Raw genomic sequence first — 12,406 nt, forward strand, 5'->3', positions numbered from 1 at the left:
AAGAGGACACGGGAGGTGGCGGATGCTGGCGGACGCGCGTGCGCAACTGGGCCGGGCCCTGTTCCATCGGGTCGCGGGTCCCGACGGGCCGGTCACCCGCGCCCGGATCCACCGGACGCCGGGCCCGCGCTGGTTCGGCCCCGACCGTCCGATCCGGACCGTGCACGGCGACGCCTCGATGTTCATCGGCGGGATCAGCGCCCTGCTGCTCCAGTCGCTGCACCCGCGCGCCATGGCGGCCGTCGCCGCCCACTCCGGTTACCGCGGCGACCCGTGGGGCCGGCTGCAACGTACGAGCACCTTCCTGGCCGTGACGACCTACGGCACCGCCGGGGACGCCCAGCGCGCGGTCGACCATGTCCGCGCCATCCACGAACGGATCCGCGGCACGACGTCCGACGGGCTCGCCTACCACGCCGCCGACCCGCACCTGCTCGGCTGGGTGCACGCGGCTGAGACGTACAGCTTCCTGCGCGCCCACGCGCGCTACGGGGCCCGCCCGCTCGACGCCGCCGGATACGACGCCTACGTCGCCGACACCGCCCGCGTCGCCGAGGCACTCGGAGTCACCGACCCGCCCCGTGACCGCCGTGCCCTGTCCGAGCGCCTCGCCGCCTACCGGCCCGAACTGCGAGCGGCCTCCGAGGCCCGCGCCGCCGCCCGCTTCCTGCTGCTGCGGCCCCCGCTGCCCCTGGCGGCCCGGCCGTTCTACGCGGGACTGGCCGCGAACGGCGTCGCGCTGCTCCCGCCCTGGGCCCGGAACATGTTGTGGCTGCCCAGGCTTCCCGTCGTGGAGGACATCGCCGTACGCCCCACGGGCCATGTGCTGACCCGGACCATCCGCTGGGCCATGATGCCGCCGCCGCGCTCCCGCACGGACTGATCCGGCCGGCCCCGGGCCGCCTCAGCGGCGGATGCGGTGCTTCCTGCCGCCCCGGCGGAAGCGGAGCGCGGCATAGACGAGAGCGACGACGAGCACGACGGCGCCGATGATCAGGAGATAGAACAGGCCGTGCGCCGCGACTCCGATGATGCCCAGCACGACGGCCACGAGGATCAGGAACAGGAACACGCTCATCGGGTCTCCCGGCGGCTCGGTGCGTCAGCGGCGGGCCAGGCGCCGCTCGCCGCCGGCGCCCGGTGCGTAGGGCAGTTCGTAGTGGGCGAAGACACCCGGTTCCTCGACGGCGGACAGTTCACCGTCGGTGTCGATCGCCGGGGCCTTCCTGACGGTGTCCTTGCTGTGGGCGACCTTCAGATATCCCGGGCCGACCGTCGCACCGGTGAGGGGGACGAACGCCAGCCGGCGCCGGGTGGGCAGGCCCACGGTGACGGTGGCGAAGAAGGGCTGATCGGTGCCGGTGTCCACGTAGACGGACTCCAGTACGCCGATCTTGTGCCCGCCCGGGTCGACCACGTCGTGGCCGCGCCATTCACGGATATCGGATGCCTCGAACATCAGAGCCTCCTCTGCGGGGGTACCCACGATGCCGCCGGTGATGTCGTGGCCGCCATCGGCCGCCGCCATCGCGGTGATCAGAAGGCGTACCGGATACGGAGCCAGGGCGCGTGGGCGGCCACCAGACCACGCAGGGCATGCACGGCCTCCGCTTTGACGTGGTTGGTGTAGCGGACGTTCGACGCTCCGTTCTCGGAGCGTTTGCCCTGTTGCAGGGCGGGCTGCCAGAGCACCTCCTCCGCGCGGGGATGCCAGCCGAGGTTGACCTCGTGCAGGTCCCGGTTGTGCGTCAGCATGATCACTTCTGCGGCCGCCTGCCGTTTCACCCGGTCCGGCAGGACGTCGTCCAGCTGCCGGAGCAATTCGGTCCAGGCGTCCTGCCAGCCGGGGCGCAGGACCACCGGGGAGAGGTTGAAGTGGACCTCGTATCCCGCGTCGAGGAAGTCCGCCGCGGCGGCGATCCGGTCGGCCACCGGCGAGGTCCGCAGGTCCAGCAGCCGCGAGTCCGCCGCGGGCATCAGCGAGAAGCGGATCCGGGTCCGGCCGCGCGGGTCCAGCGCCAGCAGGTCGGGGTTGACGAACTTGGTGGCGAACGACGCCTTGGCCGTGGGCCACTGCCGGAAGGACCGCACGAGATCCGCGGTGTTGTCGCAGATCAGCGCATCCACCGAACAGTCGCCGTTCTCCCCGATGTCGTAGACCCAGGCCGACTCGTCGCACTGGTTGGGTTCCGGTTTGCGGCCCTGGCGGGCGATGTGCCGGGCCAGGTGGGTGATGATGCCGTCGATGTTGGTGAAGACGGTGATGGGGTTGGCGTACCCCTTGCGGCGCGGCACGTAGCAGTACGCGCAGGCCAGCGCGCACCCGTTGGACGGGCCGGGGGCGATCCAGTCGGCCGACCGGCCGTTGGGCCGCGTGGTCAGTGTCTTCCGCTCGCCCAGGACCAGCGTCTCGCCCTTCACCCGCACCCAGCGCTCGACGTTGCCCTCGTTGCCGTGCAAGCCCGGGATCCGCCAGTGGGACCGCACCTCGATGACTTCGGCGGCCGGGAAGCGGGCGAGGATCTGGCGGCCTCGCGGGGAGGCGGCGGCCGCCGGCTCCGCGTAGACGGCGCGCACGGGCAGGAGACGGCGGGCCGCGGGGGAGTCGCGGAACAGGGGGCCGTCGTGCCGCCCGCCACCGGGAGCCGTGCCGCCGTACCCGGCCGTGGCGTCCCCGCCCGGCGTCGCCGGGGCGTCCAGCGCGTCGAGACCGAACAGGGCGTCCGAGCCGTCGTCCGGCGCGGAGGGGTGGTTCATGTGCGCTCCGCTCGGGATGTGGGGGTGGCGGCCTCATTCCACTGTAGGCACGCACGGCCACGGCCGACCGGTCTCAGCCGTCGTCGAGAGGATCGTGGCCCCAGTTCATCAGCGAGTGGCGCCAGCGCGTGTCGCGCACGTCACCGGCGGGGCGCTGCGCGAGGTGGCGGCGGATGTAGCCGGTCACCTTGCGCATGTGCGCGTAGTCCGCGTCCGAGAGCGCGTGCTCCTTCCTGCGGAGGATGGCCACGATGGCACGGCCGGAGGCGTGCCCGGTGGACTCGCCCCCGTCCTTGTGCTGTCCGGCCGCCTGGGATTCCTCGGTCGCCAGCCACTCCTCCAGCGCGGCGGGCGACATGTTCACCAGCTCGCGGAAGGAGTCCCGGGTCTCGCGGTGCTCGTCCTCGCCCGCCACGCCGGACCTACTTCTTCTTCTTCTTGAGAGCCGACGGCTTGTGCACGGCCGTACGGCCGGACTTGTCGCTGCGCACCTCGTACTGCGGGTCGTCCGGTGAGGCGTCCACGGTGCGGCCGGCCGCCTCGGTCCGCTCCGTGATCTTCTTCTCCACGGTGCCCGAGGCCTCACTGCCGTGACTGCGCCAGGCGACCTTGTCACCCTTGGACGGCTCGTTCTTCCCGGAAGAGCCCTTCGCCTTCGCCATGGTCGTACTCCCGCCGTGATGGGTCCGTTGTCCGGCAGTACCACCTTGCGGGCGGGCGCCGCGCTCCGCACGCGCAGGCGGCCACCGGCGTCGGGACCGCTGCCTTCCACCGGCCCACGGCCCGCCGCTCATCATCGCGGCTGGGCCGCTCATCTGCGTTGCAGCCGTCTCCGGGGAGCATTCGGTTGCTTATTGCCGAGCCAACTGGGAAGTCGGAGGGGCACAGCCCGCCGCCCGCACAGCCGGCCAGGCGGGGCCGGTTTCGGGGCGAGGGCGGCAAGCGCCCCGCCCGTCACCTCAAGGAGTACCGTGACCGTTCGCATCGGAGTGGAAGAGGAGTTCCACATCGTCGAGGTGGAGACGGGCCTGCTCGTGCCACGGGCCGACACGGTGCTGGAAGATCTTCCCAGACAGGTCTTCACGACCGAGTTGCAGCAGGCGACCGTGGAGTCGAACAGCGGCGTGCACACGTCTCTGGACGACCTGTACGGCGATGTCCTCGGCACCCGGCGCCGGCTCGACGCCGCCGCGACCTCGCACGGCCTGGCCGTGGTGGCCGCGGGTACCGTGCCGCTGGCCCGCACCGCGGACATCCACCCCACCGCCGGCTACCGCTACCGCCACATGATCGACGAGTACCGGATGGTCGCCGACGAGCAGCTGATCTGCGGAGCCCACGTCCACGTCGACGCCCCCGACCGCGACCTGACCGTACGCCTCATGTGCGAGGTCGCGCCGTGGCTGCACGTCCTGCTGGCCCTGTCCGCCAGCTCCCCGTTCTGGCTGGGCGCCGACACCGGTTACGCCAGCTGGCGGACCATGCTGTGGCAGCGCTGGCCCACCGCGGGACCGGCCGGCTGCTATGCCGACGCCGCCGAGTACGACACGGCCGTGCAGGACCTCATCGGCTCGGGCGTCATCAGCGACGCGAAGATGATCTACCACGACATCCGGCCCTCGGCGCACCAGAAGACCATCGAGCTGCGTATCTGCGACGCCTGCCCGCGCGCCGAGACGGTCGTGCTGATCGCCGGCCTGTTCCGGGCCCTCGTGACCGAGGCCCGTGAGCGGCTGGAGCGGACCGGGGTCCCGCCCTGCCAGGGCCGCCACGAGTGGCTGCGCGCCGCCGCGTGGCGGGCCGCGCGCTCCGGCCTCGAAGGCGTCCTCGTCGACCCCGGCACCCGGCAGGAAGCTCCCGCGGCCGAGGTCGTCCGCGGCCTGCTGCGCCGGGTCCGCCCGGCCCTAGAGGCCGCCGGCGACTGGCAGACGGTCCGGGAACTCGCGGAGCGGGCGCTCGCGGACGGCAGCGCCGCGCACCGCCTGCGCCGCACGGCCGCGGACCAGGACCTGCTGGCCTGCACCGACCTGGCGATCGCGGAGACCCGGGGCGCCTCCGGCCTGCGCCGCCGCCCCGCCACCCGGCCGGCCCGGCCCGTTGCACGTATCGGCCTGCCCGCCGAGGACGACGTTCCCGGTCCCCACCCGGCGCCGCTCGCCGGCGGCTGACGCGGACGCAGCCCACCGCCGCAACAGCCGGCCACACCGTACGCACCCCCGTTCCCGAAGGAGATGCACCACCATGTCAACCAGCCCCGACCAGATACCGACGGGCGGGTGCGCGCACACCCCACCACCGCGCGACCCGGACGCGCACCGGGGAGGTGGTGCCTGATGTGCGGTCTGAGCGGAGAGATGCGCTTCGACGGCGGGCGGCCCGACGTCGCGGCCGTACAGCGCATGAGCGACCGGCTCGCCGCCCGCGGTCCCGACGGTCACGGGATCTGGTCACGGGGCGCCGTGGCGCTGGGACACCGGCGGCTGAAGATCATCGACCTGTCGGATCTCGGGGCCCAGCCGATGACCGACGCGCAGCAGGAGATCACCGGCGTCTTCAACGGCTGCATCTACAACTACGAGGAGCTGCGCTCGCAGCTCATGGACCTCGGCCACCGGTTCCGGTCGACCTCCGACACCGAGGTCATCCTGAAGGCGTACCAGCAGTGGGGCACCGCCTGCGTCGACCGCTTCCACGGCATGTTCGCCTTCGCCCTCGTCGAGCACCGCACCGGCCGCCTGATCCTGGGACGCGACCGGCTCGGCATCAAGCCCCTGTACCTGGCGCAGACCGCCGGACGCCTGCGCTTCGCCTCGTCGCTCCCGGCGCTCCTCGCGGGCGGCGACATCGACACCTCGCTGGACCCGGCCGCTGTCCACCAGTACCTCAGCTGGCACGCCACCGTGGCCGCGCCCCGCACCATACTGAACGGGGTGCGCAAGCTGCCCCCGGCCACCGTGCGGGTCGTCGAGCCGGACGGCACCCACCGCGACCACCGCTACTGGCAGCCGTCGTACACGCGCCGCCCCGAGCACGAGGGTATGAGCGCGAGCGAGTGGCGCGACGCCGTGCTCGACGCCCTGCGCACCGCCGTGCGCAGGCGGATGGTCGCGGACGTACCCGTGGGCGTCCTGCTCTCGGGCGGTCTGGACTCCAGCCTGATCGTGGCCCTGCTGGCCGACGAGGGACAGCGTGACCTGGCCACGTTCAGCGTGGGCTTCGAGTCGGAGGGCGGCGACGAGGGGGACGAGTTCGCGTACTCCGACCTGATCGCCCGGGAGTTCGCCACCGATCACCACCAGCTGGTGGTTCCCTCGGAGCGCGTGTCGACCGCCCTGGACGGGGCCATCGCCGCGATGAGCGAGCCGATGATGAGCCACGACGTGGTCGCCTTCCACCTGCTGTCCGAGCAGGTCGCCAAGGAGGTGAAGGTCGTCCAGAGCGGGCAGGGCGCGGACGAGGTCTTCGCCGGCTACCACTGGTACCCGGACCTGGCCTCCGTGGCCCGCGAACAGGAACCGGACAGGTACGCCGAGACGTACTTCGACCGCACGCACGCCGACCTCGCCGCGATGCTCCAGCCGCACATGCTGCCCCGGGAGGACGTCTCCGGCCGGTTCGTGCACGAGCACATGGCCGCGCCGGGCGCCGAGACCGCGCTGGACGCCGCGCTGCGCCTCGACACCCATGTCATGCTCGTGGACGACCCGGTCAAGCGGGTCGACAACATGACCATGGACTGGGGCCTGGAGGCCCGTGTGCCCTTCCTGGACCACGAACTGGTGGAGCTGGCCGCCGCCTGCCCGCCGGAGCTGAAGCTGGCCGACGGCGGCAAGGGCGTCCTGAAGGAGGCCGGCCGCAAGCTGCTGCCCCACGAGGTGGTCGACCGTCCCAAGGGCTACTTCCCGGTCCCGGCGATCACCCACATGGCCGGGCCCGTCCTGGAGCGGGTCCGCGAGGCGCTCAACGCCCCCGAGGCCAAGCGGCGCGGCCTCTTCAAGGACGACTACCTCGCCGGGCTCCTGGCGGCCCCCGACCGACACCGCACCAAGCGCGGAGCGAACGCGCTGTGGCAGGTGGCTTTGCTGGAGATATGGCTTCAGACGCACGGAATCTGACCGAGCGGCGCGCCGCGGACGCCACGGCCGGCACGGTCACCGCCGCGGCCGGGCAGCCCACCGTCGCCCACCGGGCACGGGAGGCGAGCCCGGCCCCGCCGGCCCCCGACGGCCGTACCCGCGACCCCCGCCGCGACCCCCCTACCCGCGACGGCCGTACCCCCGCCTTCGCCGCGCCCGCCCGCGTCCCTTTGCCGGACGCCTCCGGACCGCGCGACGCCACGACCCGGCTCGTCGCGCACGGCTGCTGGTACCCCTCGGCGGACCCCGCCGGCACACAGGTGGCCTTCATCTGCGACCGCGGCGGCGTGCCCCAGCTGTGGGCCGGGTCCGTCGACGGCGACGACGTGCGGCTGCTCGACTCCGAACCGGACCCCGTCCGGGAGGTGTCCTGGTCGCCCGACGGCCGCTGGATCGCCTACACCACGGCCCCCGGCGGCGGTGAGCACTCCCGGGTGCTGTGCGTACGCCCGGACGGCACCGACCGCCACATCCTGGCCGGATCCGAGCCGGGCAGCTCCGCTCACCTGGGATGCTGGGCGCACGACGGATCGGCCGTCGCCGTCACCGTCGCCGTCCCCACCGGGCCGCCCGCACTGGACACCGCGGCGGAGCCCGCCGCGACCGGCTTCGGACCGCCCGCCGGCCACGCCCCGGCCGGCTGGCCGGGCCGGGACGGCGATGCCGTGCTCCTCGGCGCGCCGCCCCACACCGGGACGGTGCGCGGACTGCTGCTGCCCGCCCAGACCGGCGCCGCCATGGCCGCCGGGGACCCGCACGACCGGCACGCCGCCCCCACGGCGGGCTTCGGTGACGGGCTGTCGGCCTATCTGATCGACCCCGACGGCGTGACCGCCCCCGTCCTGCTCGCCAGCGAGAAGGACGCGGCGACGCTCCGCGTGTGCGACCTCAGCCGCGACGGCGCCCTGGCACTGCTGCGCCGGGGACCACGCGGACGGCGCGAGGCGGTCGTGCTGCGCACCACCGACCTCGCGACGACCTGCGTGGTGCCGGTGGCGGACGGCGACCCGTGGATCGGCAGGTTCTCGCCGCACGCGGACACCCTCTGGCTGCGCAGCAACGCCCACCGGGAGTTCGCGGTGTTGCTCGCCGCCGACCTCGACCCGCGAGGCGAGCCCCGCGGCTGGTCGGTCGCCGCCGCGCGCGAGGACACCGACCTCGAACTTCTCCAGGTCGCCCATGACGGCAGTACCGCCGTGCTGGCCTGGAACGTCCGGGGCGCGAGCGACGTGGAGATCCTCGACCTCCACCCCTCCGGTGCCGCCGGTGCCGCCGCGGGACCGCCCCGGCCCGTGCCGCTGCCCCACGAAGTGGTCACCCGTGTCGTGGGTGCCGGGACGCGGCGGCTGGTGCTGGCCCTGTCCGGGTCCCAGCGCCGGCCCGGTGTGTGGTGGCTGCCGGAGGGCGTGGCCCTGGTCCGCACCCACTGGTCGTCCCGGGACGAGGACGCCGTTCCCCCCGGGCGTCCGCCCGTACGACCGGTCCAGCTGCGGCTGACCGCGCGGGACGGGCTGCCGCTGAACGGCTGGTACTACCGTGCGCCGGGCCGCGGCTCGGCGGAACCGGCACCCTGCGTGATCCATCTCCACGGCGGCCCGGAGGAGCAGGAACGCCCCGTCCTGAGCCCGCTCTACCACGAGATCCTGGGGCGGGGACTGGACATCTTCGCCCCCGACGTGCGCGGGTCCTCCGGGTACGGCCGGTCGTTCGTCGACGCCGACCTGGGCAGGGGCCGGTTCGCCGCGCTGGACGACGTGGCCGACTGCGCCGCCCACGCGGTACTCGCCGGCCCGGCCGATCCGTCCCGGCTGGCCGTCATGGGCCGCTCGTACGGCGGCTACCTCACGTTCGCGTCGCTGGTCTGGCACCCGGACCTCTTCCGTACCGGGGTGGCGGTGTGCGGCATGTCGGACTTCGCGACGTTCTTCGAGGGCACGGAACCCTGGATCGCCCAGTCGGCGGCCCACAAGTACGGCCATCCCGAACACGACCGCGAACTGCTGCACGCGCTGTCACCGATGAGCCGTATCGACGCGCTGCGCGCGCCGGTGCTCGCCGTGCACGGGGAACACGACACCAATGTGCCGCCGGGGGAGTCGGAGCAGTTCGTACGGGCCGCACGCGAACGCGGCCTCACCGCCGAGCTGCTCACGCTGCGCGACGAGGGACACGACTTCCTGCGCGCCGACAACCGGCGGCTCTTCCGCCGCTCCGCCGCCGACTGGCTCGAACGCCGTCTGACCGGATGACCGGGGCGACCGTCCGCCTGGATCAACGGGCGTCACAGGGCTTGCCGGGCCGACCGGCTCCGCTCCGTCCGGGCCGCGCGGGACCGGGGCCCGGACGGGACCGCAGTTCGAGCAGGGCCGCAGGCCGCTCGGCGGCACGCTCGCCAGCCCGCGCGCTCGTCCCGCCGCGGTATGCGGACGCGCCGGTGCCGCTGGAACGGGTTCGCCCCGGCGGGTTCAACTGAGCTCGGCTCCCTTGGCCGCCGCCTCCTCCTCGGAGTGCGCGTCGCCGGTGGCGAGGGTGCCGCGCGAGCTCTCCAGGTGCGCCCGCACGAACCACTGGAACTGCTCCAGGTCGCGCAGCTGGCCGATCAGGAGGTCCTCGGTGGCGGGGTCGATCTCGCCCGCCTCCTTGACCGCCGCCCGGACACCCTCGATCAGGCCGGTGTAGACGACGTCGAGCGCGCCGAGGTGCGCGATGGCGTCCGCCCGCCCGATGGAGTAGTCGTCCCAGGTGCGCTCCTTCACCAGCGCGCCCGGCGTGCCCTGGGCGATCCCGCCCAGCGCGGCGATCCGCTCCGCGACGTCGTCGGCCATCTCGCGCACCTGGTCGACCTGGGGGTCGATCATCTCGTGCACGGCGATGAAGTGCGGCCCGACCACGTTCCAGTGCACGTGCTTCAGCGTCAGGTGAAGGTCGTTGAGCGCGTGCAGGCGCAGCCGCAGCAGACCGATCAGCCGGCCGGCCGCCTCCCGCTCGATGCCCGGAACGGTGTACTTGGGGGTCAGGTCGTTGGGCTGAGTGGTCATGTGCTCACCTCTGTGTCGATGGGGGTGAAGTTCCTGCGTCAGCACAGGTGCCCCCGTCCGACGCTGTCAGACCCGTGGGCCGCCCGCACCTCGTGAGGGCGGGAGGGGTGGCGCGCGGCGACGGCCCGTACGAGGTGCCCGGTCCGGGGCGGTGGGTGATCCTGTAGGGGTGTGGGGTGCCCTGGTCGGTCGTCTGCCGACGGCCTACGCCGTCTCCGCCCGCCATGCGCTGACCGTGACGCTGGCCGCCGCGGCCGGCTTCTACCTCTTCCGCTACGGCCTGGGCCGCCCCGTGGCGGCGACCTACGCGCTGTTCGCCGCCGTGGCACTGGGCGGACTGTCCAGGATCCCCGGCACCGGACGCGGGCGCTCCGTGACACTCCTGCGCCTGCTCCCGGTGTGCTGGGCGCTCGTGACCATCGGCACCTGTCTGTCGGTGCGGACGTGGAGCGCGGTGGCCGGCATGCTCGTGGTCGGCTTCATGCTCGCCTTCGCCGCCGTGGGCGGCCCGCGTCCGGCGGGCGCCGCGCCGGGACTCCAGCTCCTCTACATCCTGCCGTCGTTCCCGCCGTACGATCCCGCTTCGCTCGGCGACCGGCTGACCGGAACGACCACCGGCGTGGTGGTGCTGGCCGCCGCCGAGGCGCTCCTGTGCGCCGAACCCGGCCCGACGACATACCGGGAACTGACGGCCCGGGGCGCCCTGGCCGCCCGGCGCTGCGCGGCGCTGCTCGCCGCGCCTCCCTACGCCCTGACCGGTACGGACATCCAGGCCGCCCAGCAGGCCGGGCAGGCGCTGCGGCCCGTCACCGTGCCGGAGGCGGAGCGTCCGGCGGGCCCGGGCCTGCGGGACCGCGCACTCACCCACACCGGTCTGGCCACCCGAGCGGTGCTCAGCAGGCTGGTCCAGCTGCCGTCCGCGCCCGGCCGGGATCCGGGCCCGGACGAGGCCGCCGTGCTGCGCGCGGTGGCCCGGCTGGCCACGGCCACCGCGGGCTGCCTGCGGTCGGGTCCGCCGCCCACTGCACAGATGAAGCAGTTGATCGCGGCACGCGCACGTCTGTCCGCCCTGTCCGCGGGCCCTCCGCCCGGCACGGCCGGTGTCTGCGGCCCGCCCGACGCGGCCGCGCCGGCCTTCCCGCCCGCCGTACTGCGCCGGCACGCCGCCCTGCTGGAGATCGCCGACGCGGCGCTGGCGTTGGGCACGGCGGCCGACCTCGCGGTGCGCGGCCGGCACGCCACGGCGCAGGCGCCGCTCGGGCGTTTCTGGTACGCCTCCCGGCGGACCCCGGCGCTGTGGTGGCACCGGCTGCGCGGCCATGCCGGACGACGGTCGGTGTTCTTCCAGAACGCGGTGCGTATCGCCCTGGCGCTGACGGCGGTCCGCCTCGTGGCCGGGTTGGACACACTGCCCCACGGATTCTGGGCCATGCTGGCGACGCTCACCATCACCCGTACCACCGTGAACCAGACCTGGAGCACCGTCCGCCTGGCGCTGGTGGGCACCCTGGCCGGGGCCCTGCTGAGCGCCGGGACACTGCTGGCGGTGGGCTCCGACACCGCCGTCTACGCCGCCGTACTGCCGGTGTGGATGCTGTTCGGCTTCACGGTCGGGCCGGTCAAGGGGGTCGGCTGGGCGCAGGGCCTGTTCACCGTCCTCGTGGCCCTGGTCTTCGCCCAGCTGGCGCCGCCGACGTGGCGACTGGCGGAGGTCCGGCTGCTGGACGTGCTGGTCGGCAGCGCCATCGGTGCCGTCTTCGGCGTGCTGGCCTGGCCCCGCGGCGCCCACGACGAGCTGCGGTACGCGGCGGCCGAACTGCTGCGCAGGGCGGCGGAGATCGTCGTGGCGACCAGCGCCTCGGTGGCCGGACCCGATGGCACGGCGGTGGCCGTGCGGACAGGCGTGCCCGGTCACCGGTCACTGCAGCGCGCCGTCATCCTCGCGGAGTCGGCCTACGCGCAGTTCCTGAGCGAGCCGACGCCGTTCCAGCTCAGCAGGCGCAGGGCGGAGCTGCCCGACCTGGACTGGCAGGCCACGCTGATGGCCGGCCATCACACCCTGTGGGGCTCGGACCGGCTGCTGGAGCCGCCGCTCACCGCGCTGAACCCGGCGGCGGCCACGTCGGCCGGCGCGCTGGGGGAGCGGGTGGCGGGACGGATGCTGCTGGTCTCCGCGGCACTGGACCCGGGGGACGACACCCCGGCATCCGTACCGGTGGTCTCTCCCGGCGCGGCGGCGCTGGCGGCCTTCCGGGCCGAGCCGCCCGGCGCTCCCCGGCGGTACTACGCGACCGCGTCCTGGCTGGCCTCCCTCATGACCGACCTGGCACGGATCGCGCACACCGGGCCCGTGCCCGCGGCCGGCAAGGAAGCCACCGGTCGGCGCTGAACGATCCTGCGCGGCACCGCTTGCCGAGCGGGCGTCAGGACGGACGGGCTGGATCGCCGGTCACCGGGTAAGGGGAACGGCACAGC

The 12,406-nt window shown here is 73.9% G+C and carries 11 protein-coding genes; 5 read left to right on the forward strand and 6 right to left on the reverse strand.

The window, feature by feature from the left end; all coding sequences use genetic code 11:
- Positions 1-22 precede the first annotated feature (22 nt).
- A complete protein-coding gene (locus ACGFT1_RS17590) occupies positions 23-883 on the forward strand; it encodes an oxygenase MpaB family protein (protein ID WP_373909868.1) in 861 nt (286 codons plus the stop codon).
- A 21-nt stretch (positions 884-904) separates the two neighbouring features.
- Here the strand turns inward: ACGFT1_RS17590 and ACGFT1_RS17595 are convergent, their stop codons facing one another.
- The 5 genes from ACGFT1_RS17595 to ACGFT1_RS17615 all read right to left on the reverse strand — a co-directional run bounded on the left by ACGFT1_RS17595 (position 905) and on the right by ACGFT1_RS17615 (position 3,419).
- Positions 905-1,078, reverse strand: coding sequence for a hypothetical protein (locus ACGFT1_RS17595; RefSeq protein ID WP_373909869.1), 174 nt, complete (start codon positions 1,076-1,078; stop codon positions 905-907).
- A 24-nt stretch (positions 1,079-1,102) separates the two neighbouring features.
- Complete coding sequence (locus ACGFT1_RS17600; protein ID WP_373910103.1) at positions 1,103-1,459, reverse strand: PRC-barrel domain-containing protein; 357 nt, start codon at positions 1,457-1,459, stop codon at positions 1,103-1,105.
- 77 nt (positions 1,460-1,536) lie between these two features.
- Entirely contained in the window at positions 1,537-2,757 is a 1,221-nt protein-coding gene (locus ACGFT1_RS17605; protein WP_373909870.1) for a spore photoproduct lyase family protein, read from the reverse strand.
- A gap of 73 nt (positions 2,758-2,830) precedes the next feature.
- The gene (locus tag ACGFT1_RS17610) at positions 2,831-3,172 is read right to left on the reverse strand and encodes a DUF3140 domain-containing protein (protein WP_373909871.1); all 342 of its coding nucleotides are present in this window, start codon (positions 3,170-3,172) and stop codon (positions 2,831-2,833) included.
- 7 nt (positions 3,173-3,179) lie between these two features.
- Positions 3,180-3,419 (reverse strand): DUF2945 domain-containing protein, encoded by a 240-nt coding sequence (locus ACGFT1_RS17615; RefSeq protein WP_373909872.1) that lies wholly within the window; start codon positions 3,417-3,419, stop codon positions 3,180-3,182.
- A 309-nt stretch (positions 3,420-3,728) separates the two neighbouring features.
- Between ACGFT1_RS17615 and ACGFT1_RS17620 the strand changes: the two genes are divergently transcribed.
- The 3 genes from ACGFT1_RS17620 (at position 3,729) to ACGFT1_RS17630 (ending at position 9,142) form a co-directional block, all read left to right on the forward strand.
- On the forward strand, positions 3,729-4,925 hold the full coding sequence (locus ACGFT1_RS17620) for a glutamate--cysteine ligase (RefSeq protein ID WP_373909873.1): 1,197 nt from the start codon (positions 3,729-3,731) through the stop codon (positions 4,923-4,925).
- A gap of 165 nt (positions 4,926-5,090) precedes the next feature.
- Positions 5,091-6,872: an N-acetylglutaminylglutamine amidotransferase gene (locus ACGFT1_RS17625; protein WP_373909874.1), complete on the forward strand. Its 1,782-nt coding sequence runs from the start codon at positions 5,091-5,093 to the stop codon at positions 6,870-6,872.
- Positions 6,848-9,142 carry a prolyl oligopeptidase family serine peptidase gene (locus ACGFT1_RS17630; RefSeq protein WP_373909875.1) on the forward strand — a complete coding sequence of 765 codons (2,295 nt, stop codon included), beginning with the start codon at positions 6,848-6,850 and terminating at the stop codon, positions 9,140-9,142. Before ACGFT1_RS17625 ends, ACGFT1_RS17630 begins: the two co-directional genes overlap by 25 nt.
- A gap of 216 nt (positions 9,143-9,358) precedes the next feature.
- Here ACGFT1_RS17630 and ACGFT1_RS17635 read toward each other — a convergent pair whose 3' ends face one another.
- Positions 9,359-9,931 (reverse strand): Dps family protein, encoded by a 573-nt coding sequence (locus ACGFT1_RS17635; RefSeq protein ID WP_373909876.1) that lies wholly within the window; start codon positions 9,929-9,931, stop codon positions 9,359-9,361.
- 151 nt (positions 9,932-10,082) lie between these two features.
- Here ACGFT1_RS17635 and ACGFT1_RS17640 point away from each other — a divergent pair, with 151 nt between their 5' ends.
- On the forward strand, positions 10,083-12,320 hold the full coding sequence (locus tag ACGFT1_RS17640) for an FUSC family protein (protein ID WP_373909877.1): 2,238 nt from the start codon (positions 10,083-10,085) through the stop codon (positions 12,318-12,320).
- The last annotated feature ends 86 nt before the right edge of the window (positions 12,321-12,406 follow it).

It is taken from the genome of Streptomyces sp. Y20 (assembly GCF_043195475.1).
GTDB lineage: Bacteria > Actinomycetota > Actinomycetes > Streptomycetales > Streptomycetaceae > Streptomyces.